The 19,441-nt window shown below is 71.3% G+C and carries 19 protein-coding genes and 1 riboswitch; of the genes, 13 read left to right on the top strand and 6 right to left on the bottom strand.

Annotation, left to right across the window (positions count from 1 at the left end; genetic code table 11):
* Nucleotides 1-336, top strand: coding sequence for a hypothetical protein (locus AB0M93_RS20205; RefSeq protein WP_364275539.1), 336 nt, complete (start codon nucleotides 1-3; stop codon nucleotides 334-336).
* Between the two features lie 374 nt (nucleotides 337-710).
* On the opposite strand, the gene AB0M93_RS20200 is transcribed toward AB0M93_RS20205, so the two are convergent.
* A complete protein-coding gene (locus AB0M93_RS20200) occupies nucleotides 711-986 on the bottom strand; it encodes a 4a-hydroxytetrahydrobiopterin dehydratase (protein ID WP_364275537.1) in 276 nt (91 codons plus the stop codon).
* Nucleotides 987-1,018: 32 nt separating this feature from the next.
* Nucleotides 1,019-1,126, top strand: a riboswitch (TPP riboswitch).
* Nucleotides 1,127-1,147: 21 nt separating this feature from the next.
* On the opposite strand from AB0M93_RS20200, the gene AB0M93_RS20195 reads away from it, so the two are divergent.
* Genes AB0M93_RS20195 through AB0M93_RS20175 form a run of 5 tightly spaced genes read left to right on the top strand, consistent with a single transcriptional unit; the run spans nucleotide 1,148 to nucleotide 5,866 of the window.
* The gene (locus AB0M93_RS20195) at nucleotides 1,148-2,197 is read left to right on the top strand and encodes a thiamine ABC transporter substrate-binding protein (RefSeq protein ID WP_364275535.1); all 1,050 of its coding nucleotides are present in this window, start codon (nucleotides 1,148-1,150) and stop codon (nucleotides 2,195-2,197) included.
* Nucleotides 2,176-3,855 carry an iron ABC transporter permease gene (locus AB0M93_RS20190; RefSeq protein WP_364275533.1) on the top strand — a complete coding sequence of 560 codons (1,680 nt, stop codon included), beginning with the start codon at nucleotides 2,176-2,178 and terminating at the stop codon, nucleotides 3,853-3,855. Before AB0M93_RS20195 ends, AB0M93_RS20190 begins: the two co-directional genes overlap by 22 nt.
* The gene (locus tag AB0M93_RS20185) at nucleotides 3,855-4,907 is read left to right on the top strand and encodes an ABC transporter ATP-binding protein (protein ID WP_364275532.1); all 1,053 of its coding nucleotides are present in this window, start codon (nucleotides 3,855-3,857) and stop codon (nucleotides 4,905-4,907) included. Before AB0M93_RS20190 ends, AB0M93_RS20185 begins: the two co-directional genes overlap by 1 nt.
* 48 nt (nucleotides 4,908-4,955) lie before the next feature.
* Nucleotides 4,956-5,330: a hypothetical protein gene (locus AB0M93_RS20180; RefSeq protein WP_364275530.1), complete on the top strand. Its 375-nt coding sequence runs from the start codon at nucleotides 4,956-4,958 to the stop codon at nucleotides 5,328-5,330.
* Entirely contained in the window at nucleotides 5,327-5,866 is a 540-nt protein-coding gene (locus AB0M93_RS20175) for a roadblock/LC7 domain-containing protein (RefSeq protein WP_364275528.1), read from the top strand. The genes AB0M93_RS20180 and AB0M93_RS20175 overlap by 4 nt, the downstream gene beginning before the upstream one ends.
* Nucleotides 5,867-5,873: 7 nt before the next feature.
* Here the strand turns inward: AB0M93_RS20175 and AB0M93_RS20170 are convergent, their stop codons facing one another.
* From AB0M93_RS20170 to AB0M93_RS20160, 3 genes are read right to left on the bottom strand one after another with little or no spacing between them, the layout of a single operon-like run.
* Nucleotides 5,874-6,749, bottom strand: coding sequence for an ABC transporter permease subunit (locus AB0M93_RS20170; RefSeq protein ID WP_364275527.1), 876 nt, complete (start codon nucleotides 6,747-6,749; stop codon nucleotides 5,874-5,876).
* Nucleotides 6,746-7,720, bottom strand: coding sequence for an ABC transporter ATP-binding protein (locus AB0M93_RS20165; protein ID WP_364275525.1), 975 nt, complete (start codon nucleotides 7,718-7,720; stop codon nucleotides 6,746-6,748). The genes AB0M93_RS20170 and AB0M93_RS20165 overlap by 4 nt, the downstream gene beginning before the upstream one ends.
* Nucleotides 7,717-8,814: a sigma-E factor regulatory protein RseB domain-containing protein gene (locus tag AB0M93_RS20160; RefSeq protein ID WP_364275523.1), complete on the bottom strand. Its 1,098-nt coding sequence runs from the start codon at nucleotides 8,812-8,814 to the stop codon at nucleotides 7,717-7,719. The genes AB0M93_RS20165 and AB0M93_RS20160 overlap by 4 nt, the downstream gene beginning before the upstream one ends.
* A 148-nt stretch (nucleotides 8,815-8,962) precedes the next feature.
* Between AB0M93_RS20160 and AB0M93_RS20155 the strand changes: the two genes are divergently transcribed.
* The 3 genes from AB0M93_RS20155 to AB0M93_RS20145 are packed head-to-tail and all read left to right on the top strand — an operon-like array spanning nucleotide 8,963 to nucleotide 11,399.
* Nucleotides 8,963-9,679 carry a response regulator transcription factor gene (locus AB0M93_RS20155; protein WP_364275521.1) on the top strand — a complete coding sequence of 239 codons (717 nt, stop codon included), beginning with the start codon at nucleotides 8,963-8,965 and terminating at the stop codon, nucleotides 9,677-9,679.
* On the top strand, nucleotides 9,676-10,998 hold the full coding sequence (locus tag AB0M93_RS20150) for an ATP-binding protein (protein WP_364275519.1): 1,323 nt from the start codon (nucleotides 9,676-9,678) through the stop codon (nucleotides 10,996-10,998). Before AB0M93_RS20155 ends, AB0M93_RS20150 begins: the two co-directional genes overlap by 4 nt.
* Nucleotides 10,999-11,009: 11 nt before the next feature.
* Entirely contained in the window at nucleotides 11,010-11,399 is a 390-nt protein-coding gene (locus AB0M93_RS20145) for an NUDIX domain-containing protein (RefSeq protein WP_364275517.1), read from the top strand.
* On the opposite strand, the gene trpS is transcribed toward AB0M93_RS20145, so the two are convergent.
* Nucleotides 11,392-12,357 (bottom strand): tryptophan--tRNA ligase, encoded by a 966-nt coding sequence (gene trpS, locus AB0M93_RS20140; RefSeq protein WP_364275515.1) that lies wholly within the window; start codon nucleotides 12,355-12,357, stop codon nucleotides 11,392-11,394. The two genes, AB0M93_RS20145 and trpS, sit on opposite strands and share 8 nt — an antisense overlap.
* A gap of 213 nt (nucleotides 12,358-12,570) precedes the next feature.
* Between trpS and AB0M93_RS20135 the strand changes: the two genes are divergently transcribed.
* Nucleotides 12,571-12,870 carry a YciI family protein gene (locus AB0M93_RS20135; RefSeq protein WP_364275513.1) on the top strand — a complete coding sequence of 100 codons (300 nt, stop codon included), beginning with the start codon at nucleotides 12,571-12,573 and terminating at the stop codon, nucleotides 12,868-12,870.
* Nucleotide 12,871: 1 nt separating this feature from the next.
* Here AB0M93_RS20135 and AB0M93_RS20130 read toward each other — a convergent pair whose 3' ends face one another.
* On the bottom strand, nucleotides 12,872-13,021 hold the full coding sequence (locus tag AB0M93_RS20130) for a hypothetical protein (RefSeq protein ID WP_003090169.1): 150 nt from the start codon (nucleotides 13,019-13,021) through the stop codon (nucleotides 12,872-12,874).
* A gap of 193 nt (nucleotides 13,022-13,214) precedes the next feature.
* Here AB0M93_RS20130 and typA point away from each other — a divergent pair, with 193 nt between their 5' ends.
* From typA to AB0M93_RS20115, 3 genes are all read left to right on the top strand, one after another.
* A complete protein-coding gene (gene typA / locus AB0M93_RS20125; RefSeq protein WP_364275511.1) occupies nucleotides 13,215-15,140 on the top strand; it encodes a translational GTPase TypA in 1,926 nt (641 codons plus the stop codon).
* A gap of 378 nt (nucleotides 15,141-15,518) precedes the next feature.
* Nucleotides 15,519-17,255, top strand: coding sequence for an ABC transporter family substrate-binding protein (locus AB0M93_RS20120; RefSeq protein ID WP_364275806.1), 1,737 nt, complete (start codon nucleotides 15,519-15,521; stop codon nucleotides 17,253-17,255).
* Between the two features lie 290 nt (nucleotides 17,256-17,545).
* Nucleotides 17,546-19,357 (top strand): ABC transporter family substrate-binding protein, encoded by a 1,812-nt coding sequence (locus AB0M93_RS20115; RefSeq protein ID WP_364275509.1) that lies wholly within the window; start codon nucleotides 17,546-17,548, stop codon nucleotides 19,355-19,357.
* The last annotated feature ends 84 nt before the right edge of the window (nucleotides 19,358-19,441 follow it).

Below are 19,441 nucleotides of genomic sequence, written 5' to 3'. Positions count from 1 at the left end.
GTGGAACGCACCCGCCCGCTGACGCCGGACGAGCGGACGACGCTGAACACGCTGCTCGCCGGGGACTTCCCCGGCGCCGCCGAACTGCGCGCGCAGGCCGCCACGGCGCGGGTGACCGGCCGCTGCGGCTGCGGGTGCCCGAGCATCAACCTGGCGGTCGACCGGACCCTGCCGGCCGCGGCGGTCGCGGACGACCCGGTGGCGGTCGAAGCCGACGCGCCCGACGGCGGTCTGATCGTGTTCGTCGAAGACGGCCGGCTGTCATGTCTCGAGTATTGGACGACGGCCGACGAATCCCCGGCCGGTTTCCCGCCGGCCGGGCAGATCGTCGTGTAGCGAACTAGCCGAGCAGGCCCAGCAGCGCGATCGCGATCAGCACCACCGCGGGGGCGAGGGCGCTGATCCAGGCGCGCTGGGCGGGGGTGAGAGCGGCGGTGCTGTTCATGGCGTTTCCCGGAGTCGAGCCGATGCTTCCGCAGGATCAGCGCGCCGATCATGCCCCGCGTTAACAGCTGTGATCGAACTCTCAGCCGTCCAGGTGACGGCGGTGGCGGGCGGTGAACCAGAGCACACCGCCGGCTGCCCCCACCATGGTCGCGAACGCCGCCGTGCCCACCACGATTGCCTGGGTCATCTCGTCTCCCTTCCCGAAGGTTCCGGTAACCGAGAGACGCCGAACCGGCGCTATGGTGCACTCAGCGTAGCCAGGATCACAGCACCGAGTCGATCTGCCCGGCCAGGTCGAAGTCCTTCGCCGTCAGGCCGCCCGCCGAGTGCGTGGAGAGCCGGAACGTCAGCGTGCGCCAGCGGATGTCGATGTCCGGGTGGTGGTCGGCCGCCTCGGCGAGCTCCGCCACCCGGTTCACCGCCGCGATCGCCTCGGGGAAGCTGCCCAGCTCCACCTCGCGGGAGATCACCGCACCTGACCGCGTCCAGCCCGGGCCCAGCCGCCGGTCGGCCTCGTCGTCGCTCAAGATTTCCGTCATGTCTCCATGGTCGTCCGTCCTGGACTACGCTGCACGGTTGCCACGGGAGTCCGGTGAGCCGGGCTGAGAGGCGGGGTCACCCGCGACCGTTCGCACCTGACCGGATCATGCCGGCGAAGGGAGGGCTTCCTCTCCTCGTCCGGCGAAGTGCAGGAGGGTAGATGAAACGCAGGGCTGTGCGCGCCGCGACGGCCATCGCCGCCGTCAGTGCCGTCGCCGCGGCGTGCTCGCTGTCGGACGGATCCGGTGGCACGCAGCAGACGCCCACCGTCACCCTCGTGACGCACGACTCCTTCCTGGCGCCGCAGGAGGTGCTCGACGCCTTCCAGAAGCAGGCGGGCATCAAGATCTCCGTGCTCAAGCAGGGCGACGCCGGATCGCTGACCAACAAGCTCGTGCTGACTAAGGCCAACCCGATCGGCGACGTCGCGTACGGCGTCGACTCCACCTTCGCCTCGCGCGCGCTCAGCGAGGGCGTCTTCGAGCCGTACACCAGCCCGGAGGCCGACCGCGGGCCGCAGCGCTACGCCGTCGACCCGGAGCACCGGCTGTCCGCGGTCGACGTCGGCGACGTCTGCGTCAACGTCGACACGAACTACTTCACCGCCAAGGGCATTCCGGCGCCGTCGAGCTACGACGACCTGGCCGACCCGAAGTACAAGGACCTGCTGGTCGCCGAGGACCCGGCGACGGCGTCGCCCGGCCTGGCCTTCCTCCTCGGCACCATCGCCAAGTACGGCGAAGCCGGCTGGAAGGACTACTGGACGAAGCTGAAGGCCAACGGCGTCAAGGTGGTCAGCGGCTGGGAAGAGGCCTACACCAAGCAGTTCTCCGGCTCGTCCGGCAAGGGCCCGCGGCCGATCGTCGTGTCGTACGCGTCCTCACCCGCCGCGGAGGTCGGCGACGACGGGAAGCCGCGCACCAAGGCGCTGCTCGACACCTGCTACCGGCAGGTCGAGTACGCCGGTGTGCTGGCGAACGGCAAGCAGGCCGACAACGCGCACAAGGTCGTCGACTTCCTGCTCTCCCAGCAGTTCCAGGCGACGGTCGCCGCCAACATGTACGTCTACCCGGCGCGCCAGGGCGTCGACCTGCCCGCGGGCTGGGCGCAGGTCGCGCCGCTGCCGCAGAAGCCGCAGACGCTGCCCGCGGACCAGGTGCAGGCGGGCCGCGAGAAGTGGATCGGCGAATGGCGCACGCTCCTGCAGTGACCGCCGAGGCCGGGGACTCCGCCGGCCGGAGCCCCGGAAAAGCCACCGCCCCGCCGCGGACCGCCCGTGGCCTCGGCCTGGCCCTGCTCGGACTCGCGCCGATCGGGTTCCTGGTGGTCTTCTTCGCCTGGCCGGTGCTGGCGATCGTCGGCCGCGGGTTCGCCGCGGGCGGCCTCGGCGTCGTCCTCGGCGACCCGCGGACCTGGCAGCTGGCCGGGTTCACCGTCGGCAGCGCGGCCGCGTCGACGGCCGTCGCGGTCGTGGCCGGGCTGCCGGTCGCCTTCCTGCTGGCGCAGGTGCGGCTGCCCGGCGTCGGCCTGGTGCGGACGCTGGTGCTCGTGCCGTTCGTGCTGCCGACGGTGGTGGTCGGCCTGGCGTTCCGCGCCCTGTGGCCGGACGGCGGCGTGCTGCCGATCGTGCTGGCCAACGCCTTCTTCAACGTCGCCGTCGTCGCGCGGACCGTCGCCGGGCTGTGGGCGCGGCTGGACGCGCGGACGACCGACGCCGCCCGCGCGCTCGGCGCCTCGCCCTGGCGGGCCTTCCGGTCGGTGACGCTGCCCGCGCTGGCGCCCGCGATCGCGTCCGCCGCGGCCGTGGTGTTCCTGTTCTGCGCCACCAGTTTCGGCGTCGTGCTGATACTTGGCGGCGCCCGGTACCGGACCCTGGAAACCGAGATCTACCTGCGGACGGTGGATCTGCTCGACCTTTCGGGAGCGGCGGCCCTGTCGCTGATCCAGTTCGCGGCCGTGGTCGCCGCGCTGGTGCTCGGCGGGCTGGCCCGGCGGCGCAAGGAAAGCGCGGCCCGCATCGGCTCGCTCCGGGCCCGCCGGCCGGAAGGCGGCGAGTGGTGGGTCGTCGGCGCGGCGGGTGTCGTGCTGGTTTCGCTGGTGACGCCGATCGTCGCGCTGCTCGCCGAATCACTGTCCACGGAGGACGGATGGAGCCTGGCCGGGTACCGCGCGCTCACGAGCACCGGCGAGAAGGGCGCGCTGCAGGTGTCCGGCTGGGACGCCGCGCTGAACTCGCTGAAGGTGGCGATCGACGCGACGCTGCTCGCGCTGGTCGTCGGCGTGCTCGCGTCCGTCGTGCTCGTGGCCCTGCGGCGCTCGCCGGCCAAGGCCGCGCGCGGGCTCGGCGAGACGATGGACGCGGTGCTGATGCTGCCGCTCGGGGTCTCCGCGGTCACCGTCGGGTTCGGCTACCTCGTCACGCTCGACGCGCTCCCCGGCGACCTCCGGACGTCGCCGTACCTGGTACCGCTGGCGCAGGCGCTGGTGATCATCCCGCTGATCGTCCGGATGGTGCTGCCGGTGCTGCGCTCGGTCGACGTCCGGCTGCGGCAGGCCGCCTCGACGCTCGGCGCGAGCCCGCTGCGCGTCTGGCGGGAGATCGACCTGCCGCTCACCCTGCGGCCGCTGGTCGCGGCGGCGGGGTTCGGCTTCGTCGTCGCGCTCGGGGAGTTCGGCGCGACGAGCTTCCTCGCCCGGCCGACGGCGCCGACGCTGCCGGTCGCGGTCGCGACGCTGATGGCGCGCCCGGGGGAGCTGAACAACCAGATGGCGTACGCGGCGTGCGCGCTGCTGATGCTCGTGACGGTGCTGGCGGTCGCGCTGATCGACCGGCTCGGGGCCGCGCGCGGCCGGGTGGGAGAGTTCTGATGGCGCTGTCGGTGCGGGACCTGACGGTCCGCTACGGATCGTTCGCGGCGGTGCGCGACGTCCGGCTGGACATCGCCGACGGCGAGGTGCTGGCGCTGCTCGGCCCGTCGGGCTCGGGCAAGTCGACGCTGCTGCGCGCGATCACCGGGCTGGAGCCCTCGGCGCGCGGTTCGGTGAGCTGGGACGGCGAGGACCTCGGCGCGGTGCCGGTGCACCGGCGAGGCTTCGGCCTGGTGTTCCAGGACGGCCAGCTGTTCGGCCACCGCGACGTCGCCGCGAACATCGCGTTCGGCCTGCGGATGCACGGCGTCCCGCGGGCCGAATGGACACCGCGGGTGGCCGAGCTGCTGGCGCTGGTGGGCCTGTCCGGGTTCGAGAAGCGGCGGGTGACGGAGCTGTCCGGCGGCCAGGCGCAGCGGGTGGCGCTGGCCAGGGCGCTGGCGCCGAAGCCGCGGCTGCTGCTGCTCGACGAGCCACTGTCCGGGTTGGACGCCGGATTGCGGGAGCAGCTGGCCATCGACCTGGCCGACCTGTTGCGCCGCAGCAAGATCACCGCCCTGCTCGTCACGCACGACCAGGAGGAGGCGTTCACCCTCGCGGACCGGGTCGCGGTGCTCGACACCGGCGAGGTCCGGCAGGAGGGCGCGGTCCGGCGGGTGTGGCGCAACCCGGCGGACGACGACGTGGCGCGCTTCCTCGGCGTGACGACGTTCGCCGACGGCGTCGCGGCCGCCGGGCACGTGCGCACGCCGCTGGGAGACGTCGTCCTGCCGGACGCGGGCGACGGCCCGGTGCGGCTCGGGCTCCGGCCGCACGCGCTGCGGGTGGCCGCCGAGGGCGTGCCCGGCGAGGTCGTCGCGGCGGTGCACCGGCGTGAGCACGTGCGGCTGGTGGTCAAGCTCGAAAACTCCACTGTGGACGCCGTCGCGCCGGCCACTTCGGACCTGCGAGCCGGGGACGCGGTGCGGCTGCAGCTCGACGCGGACGGCGTCGCCCTGGTCGGTATTACTCCGAACGGGCCATGCTCTCCTCCTGATCACGGCCTACAGTGACCGAACGCTGATCAAAGCGGCCCGAGCCGGCCTGGGGAGCACCTCTGCATGAACATCGACACGGCGTTGAAAGAAGCGATGGCCATCACCGGTGCGGTGGGCGCCGCGGTGGTCGACTACGACAGCGGGATGTCGCTGGGTTCGCTGGGCGGTGGTGACTGGCTGGACCTCGACGTCGCCGCGGCGGGCAACACCGAGGTCGTGCGCTCGAAGCTGCGCGTGATGTCCGCGCTGCAGCTCAACGACGACATCGAGGACATCCTGATCACCCTGCGCCGCCAGTACCACCTGATCCGGCTGATGGATCCGTCCAAGCGGGACAGTGCCACGCTCTTCCTGTACCTGGTGCTGGACCGGGAACGGGCGAACCTGGCCATGGCGCGGCTCCAGCTCAAGCGCATCGAAGCCGACTTGGTCGTATGAGCGAAGCGCACGCGGGACGGCCCGTGCCGCTGCCCAAACGCGGGACCACGCCGGTGCTGCCGGACACGCGCCGGGTGGCGCCGGCGGTTTCCCCCGCCGACGCGGCCGCGGCGGACGAGGCGCTGCGTGACATCCGCGGCCGGATCGACTGGACCAACGTCAAGGGACTCCTGGCGGCCAGCCGGGACGGGCTCGTGGTGTGCAGCGACACCCGCGACGTCGAGGACGACAGCGTCGCCGCGATGGCCGCGACGGCGGTGGGGCTGGCCATCCAGTTCACCAAGCAAGCCGGCGTCGGCGCGCCGCGGGCGGCGATGTTCGAAGGCGAGTCCGGCCACGTCGGCGTTTTCCCGGTGCAGTCCGGCATCCTGCTGGTCGTGCTCGGCGAACGGGACACCACCATGGGGTTGTTCAACGTCGCGGCGCGGCAGGCGTTGTCGCTGTTCCAGCAGGCTGTCGCCGAACGCCGGGTGCGCGCCCTGCGCGACGTTTCGTCGTCCGCCGGCCACGAGGAAGACCCGTCGTGGCCGGCGTGACGGAACCTCAGCCGTCGCGCGTCGAAAGCCTCGCGTAGGCCAACGACAGCCCGATCACGATGTAGCAGACGGCCCGCAGGGCTCCTTCGCCGAGCATCTGCGTGCCCATCGGATCCTGCAGCACCTCCGCCGGCGCCAGCGACCAGTTCTGCGTGAGCAGGAACGGGTGCAGCCAGTCCAGCGAGTTCAGGAACCCGAGGATGGTGAACACGATGTCGCCCGCCAGCACGGACGCCACCACCAGCATCGGGTGCTCGGTCCAGCTGGACAGGGCCAGCGCGACCGCGCCGACCGCCCACAGCTGCAGCACCACCCAGCCCGCCACCAGCAGGATCCGCGCCAGCGCGCCGCCGAGCGACAGCGTCGTGCCCGACAGCGTGAACAGCGAATCCGTGCCGTTGATGATCAGCCCGGTCACCACGCCCGTCACGCACATCGCCAGCACCGCGGCGACCGACACGGTCGCGACGCCGAACGCCTTCACCGCCAGCAGCCGGCCCCGGCCGACCGGGGCGATCAGCCAGCCGCGCAGCGTGCCGTGCGCGGTTTCGCCCGCGATCGCGTCCGCGCCCGCCATGGCCGAGGCCAGCGGGAGCAGCAGCGCCAGCGACATCACGATCGCCGCGATGGGCAGCACGAACGCGTTGTTGACCGCGGACGCCAGCAGCGCGCCGTCGGGGTTCGGGCCGCCGGCGTCGGGCGGCCCGCTCACCAGCGTCAGGCCGATGCCGATCACGATCGGGATCAGCGCCAGCAGGCCCAGGACGGCGAGCGTCCGCGGCCGCCGGAAGATCCAGCGCAGCTCCGCGGCCAGCAGCCTGGGCAGCGGCACCGTGTCGTGGCCCGTGCGGGCCGCCGGTGCGTCGAGAACCGCCGTCGTCATTCCGCCCCCTCCGTCAGCCGCGCGAACAGGTCTTCCAGGCCGGTGCGGGCCCGCGTCGCCTCGTGGACCGCGACCCCCGCGCCCACCAGGACCTGCAGCACCCGCGGCGCCTCCGCCGCGGTGAGATCGGCCCGGATGCCCTCCGGCGTGAGCCGGGCGCCGATCCGGTGCTCCCGCAGCACTTCCACCGCCTGTTCCGCATCCGGCGTGCGGACCAGCAGGGCCGCGTTCCCGGACTCCAGCAGCTCCGCCAGCTCGCCCTGCGCGACGACGTTCCCGCTCTGCAGCACGGCCACGTGCGTGCAGGTCGCTTCGACCTCGGCCAGCAGGTGTGACGACACCAGCACGGTGACGCCCTCGGCGTGCAGCTCGGCGACGATCCTGCGGATCTCCCTGGTACCAGCAGGATCGAGGCCGTTGGTCGGCTCGTCGAGCACGACCATCTTCCGCGGCACCAGCAACGCCGAAGCGAGCCCGAGCCGCTGCTTCATGCCGAGCGAATACCCCTTGTACCGCCGGCGCGCGGCGCCGGTCAGCCCGACGCGCTCCAGCGCGGAGTCCACAGCGGACGGAATCCCGGCCGACGTCAGCCGCGGTTCCGCCGCGGCGAAGCGCAGCAGGTTGTCGCGCCCGGAGAGGAACGGGTGGAAGCCCGGCCCCTCGACCAGCGCGCCGACGTCCGGCAGCGCGTGCGCGGCGGCGTCCGGCATCGGACGGCCGAGCAGCTCGACCTCGCCCTCGGTCGGCCGGACCAGGCCGAGCAGCATCCGGATGGTCGTCGTCTTGCCCGAGCCGTTCGGCCCGAGCATCCCGACGACCGCCCCCTGCGGGATGTCGAGGTCGACGTGGTCCACCGCGACGGTGCTGCCGTACACCTTGCGCAGTCCCCGGGTCCGCGCGGCGAGCGGGACCGCCGGGGCGGACGCCTCCGCAGAGACATCCGCCCCGGACTGGACAGCAGTGCTGGTCACTTCTGGCCCAGCGCTTCGTACAGGACCTGCTCCGGCACCGCACCGGCGGCGAAGCGGCCGTCGTCGGTCAGCACCGCGCTGCCCACCTTCGTGGTGACGAGGTAGCCGCTGCCCCACGTGCCGCTGACCTTCTTGGCGAACCGCTCGAGCAGCGCCTTCGGGTCGGCGTTGGCCCCTCGGCCTTCCCGGCCGGACTGCTGCTTCGGCGCCGCGTTGAGCGCGTCGGCCGGGACCTTGCCCGTGACGACGGTGTCCCAGCCGTCGCCGACGATCTTGGTGTCCTGCTTGGCCTGCTCGGCGAGGTCCTTGTGCTGCTGGTCGACGGTCGGCGTCTTCTCCTGCACCTTGGCGCCCTTCGGCGGGGTGAAGGTGAAGAGGCCGGCGGGCTGCTGGGTGAACTCGATCTGCGTGAACGCGACCTCCAGCGCCGGCGTCGCCGTGCCGTTGCTCAGCACCGACACCCGCAGCGGCATCCGCGTCTGCGAGTCGACCGCGACGCGGATCTCGCGCAGCAGCGTCCGCTCGGTCGGCTTCGGCGTCAGCACCAGCTCGTAGGCCGGGCGTCCCGCGACGCTCGCGGTGCCGTCGACCGACACCGTGCTGCTCTCGCGGACCTTGGCGAGCAACTCGGCCGAAGCGGCCAGCGGGTCGGCGGTCTTCTCGCTGCCCGCGCCCTTCTGCCTGGCCACGTCGGCCGGGATGGTCACCTTGGTCGCGGTGTTCGTCCGGGAGCTGTAGTCCCAGACGGTGGTGCCGTCGTGGACCACGGTCTCCTGGCTGGCCCCCTGCGTGACGGCGAGCCGGCTCTTGCCCGCGCCGTCGCTGAAGATGTGCGCCGAGTCCATGGTCAGCGCCGACGCGCCCGGCACCGCGTTCCCCAGCGCGGGCAGGCCCAGGTCGTTGCTCACCTTCACCGTGCCGTCGAACGCGCCGGGCTTCGCCTTGGCGACCGACTGCACCAGGTCCTCGGCACTCACCTGCGGCAGCGCCGGCTTGTCGTCGGCACTGGCCGGCATCGCGACGAACGCGAGGCCACCGGCACCGAGCGCGGTGCCGAGGACCGCGGCGGTGATGCCCTTCGTCTTCGGTTTCATGCGTCTCTCCCTGTGGTGTTCCCGGACTCGAGTGTGCCCGGCTCCCTGGCCACGACGCTTCCCTCTCGAGGCTGAGATACCCCTGAAGGTTCGCCCCCCGACGCTGAGATCGCGCTGAGAACCGACGCACGACCTGCGAAAACCGGCCATGATGAGTCTCGTGAAACCTCGGGTGCTGGTGGTCGACGACGAACCGGGCGTGCGGAAGGCCCTGCAACGCGGGCTGCGCGCGGAGGGGATGGACGTGGTCACCGCCGCGGACGGGCCCACCGGGCTGCAGCTGGCGAGCACCGGCTCGTTCGACGTCGTGCTGCTCGACATCATGCTGCCGGGCCTGTCCGGCTACCGCGTGCTGGAGCGGCTGCGCAAGGACGGCGTCACCACGCCGGTGCTGCTCGTCTCGGCCAAGGACGGCGAGGTCGACCAGGCCGACGGCCTCGACCTCGGCGCCGACGGCTACCTCGTCAAGCCGTTCTCCTTCGTGGTGCTGGTCGCGCAGGTCCGCGCGGTGCTGCGCCGGGCCGGGCCGGAAGCGGGCCGCGGCACGCTGCGGCTCGGCGCGCTGGAGGTCGACCGCGGCTTGCGTCAGGTGCACTGGAACGGCGCGGAAGTCGGGCTGAGCCCGCGGGAGTTCGCGCTGCTCGAGGTGCTCGTCGGGCGGGCGGGCACGGTCGTCACGAAGGACGAGCTGCTGCGCGCGGTCTGGGGCGAGGAGCAGGCCGTGACGCGCAACCTCGTCGAGGTCTACGTGGGGTACGTGCGGCGCAAGCTCGACGCGGTCGGCGCGGGCGCGTTGCTGCGGACCGTGCGCGGGCACGGCTACCTCGCGTCCGACGCGCAGCTCGACGAGGTCATCACCCCGTGAATTCCTGGTGGCGGGGCCGGTCCCTGCAGGTCCGGATCACCCTGCTGGCCGCGACGATCACCCTGGTCTGCCTGCTCGGGCTGGCGGCGCTGGCGGCGGCGAACCTCTCACCGCTGCTCATCGGCTCGGTCGACCGCGAGCTGTCCGGCGCACTCGGCCCGGCCGGTGCCGAGGTGAGCGCCGGGCGGCCGCTGTCCGGCGCGGCCCCGGTGACGCTGCGGGTGCTGGACATCGCGGGCACGCCGGTGGACGGCGGCACCCCGGCCGGGCTGTCCCCGCCGGACGTCTCGACGCTCAAGGCGGGACAGCCGGTGCAGCGCGACGGCGCGCGGTACCTGGGCACGGTCGTGAGTGCCCCGGACGGGTCGCAGCGCCTGATCGTGGCGGGCGCCGGCCTGGTCGGGTTCTCGGCCGCGGTGCACTACGGCGGCGTCTGGCTGGTGGTCGTCGCCTCGGTCGGCGCGCTGGTGGCGGGCTTCGCGACGTGGCTGGTGGTGCGCCTGTCGCTGCGGCCGGTCGCGCGCATGCGGGGCTCGGTCCGGTCGCTGCCGCCGGGGGCGCGGCTGGCGCTGCCGGACTCCCACGACGAGCTGCGGGCGCTGGCCGAGGAGTTCAACGCGCTCCTGGAACGGCAGGAGCAGGCGAGCGAACGGCTCCGGCGCTTCACCGGCGACGCGGCGCACGAGCTGCGGTCGCCGGTCGCGTCGATCCGGGTGCAGGCCGAAGTGGCCGTGACCAACCCGGATCCGGAGCTGGCGCAGGAGACGCTGTCGGACATCCTCACCGAAGCCGAGCGGCTGTCGTCGCTGCTGGACGGGCTGTTGTCGCTGGCCCGCTCGGACGCGGGGGAGGTGCCGGCGGCGGAACCGGTCGAGCTGGTGAGCGAAGTCCGCTCGGCGGTCGCGCGGCTGCCGGCGGGGGCGCCGGAGACCCGGGTGAGCACGGCGGTCGCGCAGGCGTGGGCGTCCTCGGCGCACGCGGAGGTGGAGCTGGTGCTGGACAACCTGCTGCGCAACGCGTGCCGCTACGCGCGCGGGCAGATCGTGGTGTCGGTGCTGGCCTCGCGGTCTTCGGTCCGGGTGGTGGTCGACGACGACGGCCCGGGGATCGCCCCGGAGCACCGGGAGAAGGTGTTCGACCGCTTCTACCGGATCGCCGACGACCGGGCCCGCTCCTCGGGCGGCACGGGACTGGGCCTGGCGATGGTGGCGGAGACGGTCCGCCGCCGCGGCGGCCGCGTCCAGGTGGGCGAGTCCCCGGACGGCGGCGCGCGGTTCGTGGTCGTCTGGCGCGCGGCCGGCGGCGGGGCTTCCGGGTAAGTTCCGGGACTGTGAACGCTGTGATCGTGGGAGCTGCCCTGGTGCGCGACGGCAAGCTGCTGGCCCAGCAGCGGGCCTGGCCGCCGAAGCACGCGGGGCAGTGGGAGCTGCCCGGCGGCCGGGTCGAAGAGGGCGAGTCCGAGGCGTTCGCGCTGGCCCGCGAGTGCAGCGAGGAACTCGACGTCGTCATCGAGGTCGGCGGCCGCGTCGGGCAGGACGTCCCGCTGCCCGGCGGGCGCGTCCTGCGCATCTACGCCGCGACGCTCGTTTCGCCCGGGGAGGAGCCGCGGGCCGTCGAGCACCGAGCCGTCCAGTGGCTCGGGCCCGACGACCTCGACGACGTCGACTGGCTGCCCGCGGACCGGATCCTGCTCCCGGCCTTCCGCGCGCTGCTCAGTTAGCGCCGATCATCCGCAGCGCGGCGTCCAGCCGGTGCGAGCCGCGCTCGCGGGCGCGTTCGGCACCCGCCTTGCGGACCCGGTCCAGCTCGGCGACGTCGTCGAGCAGCGCCAACGCGCGTGAGCGCACCGGCGCCAGCTCCTCGACCACGGCGTCGGCGACGGCGTCCTTCACCGCCCCGTACGACGTGAACTCGTCGGCCAGCTCCGCCGGGGACCCACCGCGGCACGCGGCCAGGATCTCCAGCAGGTTCGCCATCCCCGGCCGGGTTTCCGGGGCGTGCACCGGCACCGAACCGCCGTCGGTGACCGCGCGGCGGATCTTGCGGCGGATCTGGTCGGGCTCGTCGAGCGCGAACACCACGCCCACCGCGTCCCGCGCCGACTTCGACATCTTGCGCGTCGGGTCGGCGAGGTCCTTGACCCGCGCGCCCGCGGGCGGCAGCACCGCGCGCGGGATGGTGAACACGTCGCCGTACGTGCCGTTGAAGCGCTTGGCCAGCGTGCGCGTCAGCTCGACGTGCTGGCGCTGGTCCTCGCCGACCGGCACCTCGTCCGCGCCCTGCAGCAGGATGTCCGCGGCCATCAGCGCCGGGTAGGTCAGCAGCGACAGCCGCACCCCCGCCTGGCCCTTCGACTTCTCCTTGAACTGGATCATCCGCGCGGCCTCGCCGTAGTTGCAGGTGCACTCCAGGACCCAGGTCAGCGCGCCGAGCTCGCGGGCCAGGTCGGACTGGACGAACACCCGCTCGGGATCGATGCCGGCGGCGATCAGCACGGCGAGCTGCTCCCTCGCCAGGGATCGGAGTTTCGCCGGGTTGTGCGGCGTCGTCATGCCGTGCAGGTCGGCGACGAAGTACAGGTCGTCCGCACCGCCCTCACGCGCCCAGCGGCGCACGGCACCGAGGTAGTTGCCGAGGTGGACGTGGCCCGAGGGGGTGATGCCGGACAGCTTGCTCATGGGTTGGCCTTTCCGGGTGGGGCCACCCCGGAGAAGGCACGAAAAAGGCCGCCCGTCCGGGGCGGCCGCTGGTGATCAGCGCAGGACTAGACGGCCGCCGAGGGCGGCCACCAGCTGGCGGTCTGCGCGTGCATGCCCCGATCATAACCGGGTCCGTCACCACTTCGCATCGCCCGGACGCGCGAGAGCCCGCGCGGAGTTACGGTCTTGGGCATGTATGTCGTCCTGCTGAACTACACAGCCCCGATCGAGGAAATCGACTACGCGCTCCCGGACCACGCCGAGTGGCTGAACAAGCAGTACGAGCACGGCCACTTCCTGGCGTCCGGGGCGCGGAACCCGCGCACCGGCGGCGTGATCATCACGCGGCCGATGGCCCGCGGGAAGCTGGACGCGATCCTCGCGTCCGACCCGTTCTGCGTGAAGCACCTCGCGAAGTACGAGGTCATCGAGTTCTCGCCGACGAAGACCGCGCCCGAGCTGCGGCAGCTCAACGAGGCCGTGCCCCGCTGAGTCAGGCCGCCAGGTCCTCTTTCGCCTTCTTCAGAGCCAATACCGGGCACTTCTTGCAGCGCGGCTTCGACCGGCAGCACTTCTTCTTGACCTTGCCGGCCTTCATGAGCTTGCGCACGACCTTCCGCGGGTCTTTCGGCTTCTTGCCCACGCGCACGCCCCTTCCGGATCGGCGACGTTCACCGGGTTTCCACGTTAGGTCAGCCTAATCGCCAGGGGGGCGTGGGGCCGCTCACACAGGGGTGGCAGGTATCCTGGGTGAGGTCCGCGTGTGACCAGAGCCGGTCACGGATGCCTGAGCGGCTTGCGCGGCCATCCAACCCTTGAAGTTCAGGAGTTCTCGCGTGCCCGCAGCCAGCGCTACCGTCGAAACCGGCCGGCCGACCGGTAAGACCCGGCCCGACCTGCGCAACGTCGCGATCGTCGCCCACGTCGACCACGGCAAGACCACGCTCGTCGACGCGATGCTGCGCCAGTCCGGCGCCTTCGCCGAGCGCGCCGAGCTCGTCGACCGCGTGATGGACTCGGGGGAGCTCGAGCGCGAAAAGGGCATCACGATCCTCGCGAAGAACACCTCGATCCACCGCCAGACGCCCGAGGGCTCGGTGACGATCAACGTCATCGACACCCCCGGCCACGCCGACTTCGGCGGCGAGGTCGAGCGCGGCCTGGCCATGGTCGACGGCGTCGTGCTGCTGGTCGACGCGTCCGAGGGCCCGCTCCCGCAGACCCGGTTCGTGCTGCGCAAGACCCTCGAAGCCGGCCTGCCGGTGATCCTGCTGGTCAACAAGACCGACCGGCCGGACGCCCGGATCGCCGAGGTCGTCGAGGAGACCCACGACCTGCTGCTCGAGCTGGCCAGCGACATCGAGGACGCCGACCACGACGCGATCCTCGACCTCCCGGTCGTCTACGCCTCGGCGCGCGCCGGCAAGGCGAGCCTGGAGCAGCCCGCCGACGGGGAGATCCCCGAGAGCGAGAACCTCGACCCGCTGTTCGACACGCTGCTGCGCCACGTGCCGCCGCCCGCCGCCGACCTCGACGCGCCGCTGCAGGCGCTGGTCACCAACCTCGACGCGTCCAACTTCCTCGGCCGCATCGCGCTGATCCGCATCCACGCCGGCAAGCTGCGCAAGGGCCAGACCGTGGCCTGGATGCGCGAAGACGGCACGGTGCAGAACGTCCGCATCTCCGAGCTGCTGGTCACCGAGGCGCTCACCCGCGTCCCGGCGACCGAGGCCAGCGCGGGCGAGCTCGTCGCCATCGCGGGCATCCCGGACATCACGATCGGCGACACCCTCGCCGACGTCGACAACCCGGTCGCGCTGCCCCGGATCACCGTCGACGAGCCCGCGATCTCGATGACCATCGGCGTCAACACCTCGCCGCTGGCCGGGCGCAACGGCGGCGACAAGGTCACCGCGCGGCTGGTCAAGGCCCGCCTCGACCAGGAGCTGATCGGTAACGTCTCGATCCGCGTCCTGCCGACCGAGCGCCCGGACACCTGGGAGGTCCAGGGCCGTGGCGAGCTGGCGCTGGCCATCCTCGTCGAGCAGATGCGCCGCGAGGGCTTCGAGCTGACCGTCGGCAAGCCGCAGGTGGTCCTGCGCACGATCGACGGCAAGCTGCACGAGCCGTTCGAGCGCCTTTACATCGACTCGCCCGAGGAGCACCTCGGCGCGATCACCCAGCTCCTGGCCGCCCGCAAGGGCCGCATGGAGGACATGAGCGGCAACGGCACCGGCCGGATCAAGCTGGAGTACGTGCTCCCGTCGCGCGGCCTGATCAGCTTCCGCACCGACTTCCTCACCGAGACCCGCGGCACCGGCATCGCGAACCACGTGTTCGAGGGCTACTTCCCGTGGGCGGGCGAGATCCGCACCCGGCATAGCGGCTCCTTGGTCGCCGACCGCACCGGCCCGGTCACCGCGTACGCGATGATCCAGCTGGCCGACCGCGGCACGTTCTTCGTCGAGCCGGGCGCCGAGGTGTACGAGGGCATGGTCGTGGGCGAGAACCCGCGGTTCGAGGACCTCGACATCAACATCACCAAGGAGAAGAAGCTGACGAACATGCGTCAGTCCTCCGCCGACGTGATGGAGACGCTGGCCCGCCCGCGCAAGATGGGGCTGGAAGAGGCGCTGGAATTCTGCTCGGTCGACGAATGCGTCGAGGTCGCACCCGAGGTCGTCCGGGTCCGGAAGGTGATTTTGGACGTGAACACCCGCGCGAAGGAACGTTCGCGCGCCAAGAGCCGCGACAACGGCTGATCCGCAGCTTCGAAAAAACCTCCCGGCGCGCGTCGCCGGGAGGTTTTTCCGTCTCGGTTCCCTTACGCTGGGTGGGCCGGACGCGAACCCATCGTCACGAATTCCGCTGTTCTTCTCCTTATATCTTTATAGGGGTTCGGACGGACTCATCGCCTGGTGCCGGCCACCGATGTGAACCATTCTCGTGTCCCGCCCGTGTTCGTTCCGCCGTTCCGGAACGGTCCGGGAACCCGGACGGCGGTCCGCGCGTCCTTCCCCGTAGTGGCACCACGGGGTGGCGGACCCGCCTGATCCGGGTGTGGGAATCCCGGTTCCGGCGGCGAGGGCGGTCGTGGGAGCATGGCTGACCCGATCGGTGGATTCTGGGAGGAACGGGGCGTGCGGGTGAATCGCAAGGCGGTGCCGGTACTGGCACTCGCGGCCGTGCTGCTCACCGCCTGCTCGAACACCCCGCCGCCACCGGTCGTGTCGTCGTCGGTGGCGCCGGCGTCGACCACCGGCCGGACGCCGTCGCAGATCGTCGTCGGCGTCGATGACGTGCTCGGCGGGTACAACCCGCACAACCTCGCGGACTCGTCCCAGGTGACCTCCGCGCTCTCGCAGCTGCTGCTGCCCTCGGTGTTCCGCCAGAAGGACGACGGCACCACCCAGCTGGACAAGAACCTGATGAAGTCCGCGCAGGTCATCTCGCAGCAGCCATTCGTGGTGGCCTACGACATCCGGGCCGACGCGTCCTGGTCCGACGGCGCGCCCATCGCCGCCGAGGACTTCGACTACCTGCGCACCCAGATGCGCGACCAGCCCGGCGTGATCGCGCCGGCGGGCTACCGGCAGATCACCGACCTGCAGTCCCGCGAGGGCGGCAAGCGCGTCGAGGTCACCTTCGCCAAGCCGTACCCGGGCTGGCAGACGCTGTTCTCCGACCTGCTGCCCGCCCACCTGCTCAAGGACGCGCCCGACGGCTGGCGCGGCGCGCTCGCGTCGAACTTCCCGGCCATCGCCGGCCCGTTCTCGATCAAGAGCCTCGACACCGCCCGCGGCGAGGTCATCCTCGAGCGCAACGAGCGCTACTGGGAGAAGCCCGCGGCAATCGACCGGATCGTGCTCCGCCGGTCGGACCAGAGCACGCTGCTGGCCGCGCTGCGCAGCGGCAACGACCAGTTCGCGCTGGCCAGGACGACCGGCGACGAGCTCAAGCTGCTCGGCGAGCTCGGCCCGGCCGTCCGGCTGCACACCGTCGCCCGGCCGCTGGTCGCCGACGTGCTGCTGCGCCCGGTCAGCGCGACGCTGCAGGACGCCCAGGTCCGCGCCGGGGTCGCCGCGCTGATCGACCGCCCGAAGCTGATCACCGAGGGCGTCAACGGCGGGCCGTCGTCGGCGCTCCACGCCGACGCCCAGGTGACGGCGCCGTCGGTGAAGGGCTACGCGGCGACCATCCCGCCCGGCCCGCCGACCGCGCCCGACGTCGCCAAGGCCGAGGAGTCCCTGAAGGCGGCCGGCTACACCAAGACCGCGGGCACCTGGCGCAAGAACGGCAAGGCCCTTTCGCTGGTCATCGCCTCGCCCGGCACCCAGGAGCCCTACGCGACGATCGCCAAGGAGCTCACCAGCGAGCTCACCGCGCAGGGCATCGAGGTCAACGCGATCGCGCCGCAGCCGCGCGACCTGTTCAGCGGCCTGCTCGCGATGCCGGTCGTCAGCGGGGTCCAGCAGCCGACCGGCGACTCGGCGGGCAACGTCGGGGTCGACATCGCCGTCGTCCCGCAGGCGGTCGGCGGCGACACCGCGTCGGTGCTCGCCTCGACCTTCGGCTGCCGCCCGGAGCAGACGGCCCCGGGCGTGGACAAGACCAAGCCGGTCGTCCCGGGCAATTCGGCCGGCTTCTGCGACCCGGCGCTGCAGCCGTCGATCGACGCGGCGCTGTCCGGATCGACGCCGATCGCCGACGCGCTCACCACCCTTGAGCCTGAACTTTGGCGTCAGAACGTGGTAATCCCGTTGTTCCAATCGGCTGACACCCTGGCGATCGGATCGGGCATCTCGGGCGTCACACCAGGTCCCCCGATGGTGGGCCCGTTCGGGTCCGCGGTGAACTGGACCCGCGGCCCGAAGTAATCGCTTGGCTACGCATTCAGTACTACCGGGTGATCTTCACCAACGCGTTCGAGTGGGACGTTGTGAATCCATGAGGTAACCGTCGTATTTCTGGATGTCGACTGGATGTCACCCTTTGGTCACGATCGACCCTGAACTGGTGACTGTCGGTGCTTTTCCTTTCTAGCGTGCTCCCGCAGTGCGCCAGTTGAGTGTCGCTTGGCGTGTCGTAGGCTCCGGCCCATCCAAACCGGAGCGGTGTGGGCCCTTGTCCCGATATTCAAGGGCTCAGTGCTAGGAGGGCACACTTCATGAGGAGATCCAAAGCAGTCTCCGCTTTGTCGCTCGTCGCCGGCGCTTCGCTGTTGCTGAGCGCCTGCAGTGGCGGCGATTCAGGCTCGGGCAACACCGACCAGAACGGATCGTCGACCGACGTCAAGGCGATGGCTGTCGGCAAGGCCGAGACCGGCGACCTGTTCAAGCTCGCGGACACGAAGCCTTACGACGGTACCGTCACGATCGGTATCGACGACGGGTACTCGGGGTACAACAACCAGACCCCGGACACCAACAGCTCGTACAACAACTACGTCCTGGCCGCGGTGCTCTCCGGTACGTTGAAGCTCGACGGCAACAACAAGGTGCTGCTGAACAACGACATCTTCGAGTCGTGGGACATCACGCAGAAGGACCCGCAGCAGGTCACCTACAAGATCAAGCCGAACATCAAGTGGTCGGACGGCCAGCCGTACGACTGCAAGGACATGTACCTGGCGTGGCTGTCGCAGAGCGGCTTCGCGAAGGGCCCGGACGGCAAGAACCCGTTCAACTCGGCCTCGACCACCGGGTACTCGCTGATCAAGCAGGCCACCTGCAAGGACGCGCTGACCTTCGTCACCGACTACAGCGAGCCCTACCTGGACTACAAGGGCCTGTTCAACGCGCCGGCGATCATGCCCGCGCACGTCCTCGAGGCCAAGACCGGCATCGCGGACATCACCAAGCTGGCCCCGACCGGCGACCCGGCCCAGATCAAGGCCGCCGGTGACTTCTGGACGAACGAGTGGAAGGGCTTCAAGGCGGACATCATGCCCGCTTCCGGCCCGTACAAGCTCACCGCGTTCGACGCGAACCAGAAGGCCGTCACCCTCGAGAAGAACCCCATGTGGGCCGGCGGCAAGGGTGGCCCGTCGAAGATCATCGTCAAGGCCATGGAAGACACCAAGGCCATGGCGACCGCGCTGCAGAACGGTGAGATCGACGTGGCCGCGTCGACCCAGCCGGACGCCACCGCGGCGCAGACGATGAAGGGCCTCGCGGCCCAGGGCGTGGTCTACGGTTCGGCCCCGCAGCTGACCTACGAGCACCTCGACCTGAACTTCAAGCGCATGTTCGCCGACAAGGACCTTCGCAAGGCCTTCATCGAGTCGATCAACCGCAAGGAGATCACGGACAAGCTGCTCAAGGAGGTCCAGGCGGACGCGGAGCCGCTGAACAGCGTCGTCTTCTTCCAGGGTGAAGAGGGCTACACCGACCTGTACAGCAGCAAGGCCGGCCTGGGTGCCGACGCGGCGGCCAAGACGCTGACCGACGCCGGCTGGGCCAAGGGCGCCGACGGCATCTTCGCCAAGGGCGGCCAGCGCGCTTCGTTCAAGATCACGCACAACCAGAACGCGCGCCGCAGCCAGACCGTCGAGATCATCATCTCGCAGGCCAAGGCGGCCGGCATCGAGGTCAAGGACGAGACCGACGCCAACTTCCTCAAGGGTGGCCGCGTCTCGACCGGTGACTACGACGTCGCGCTGTTCGGCTGGTCGGCCCAGCCGTTCAAGGCGGAGTCCCGCTCGATCTACATCTGCCCGGACAAGGGCGGCGAGCAGAACTACCAGGCGCTGTGCGACCCGAAGATCGACGACGCCTACAACGCTGCGGTGAAGGCGACCGACGAGCAGGTCAAGCTGCAGAAGTACCAGGAGGCCGACAAGGCCATCGCCGACGACTACGCGACCCTGCCGCTGTTCCAGACGCCGAGCATGTGGGCGTTCAAGGGCATCGACCGCGTCTACATGCAGTCGTACGACGGTGTCCTGTGGAACGCCGCCGAGTGGGAGCAGAAGAAGTAGGGTCCGCCCCGCCTCTTCCATCCCCTCGTTCCCAATGACCTGGGGGGTACCGGGGTCCGGCCACGAGCCGGGCCCCGGTACCCA

This window comes from Amycolatopsis sp. NPDC051102, assembly GCF_040682815.1.
Classification (GTDB): Bacteria; Actinomycetota; Actinomycetes; order Mycobacteriales; family Pseudonocardiaceae; genus Amycolatopsis.
This window is presented reverse-complemented; position numbering and strand designations above follow the sequence as displayed.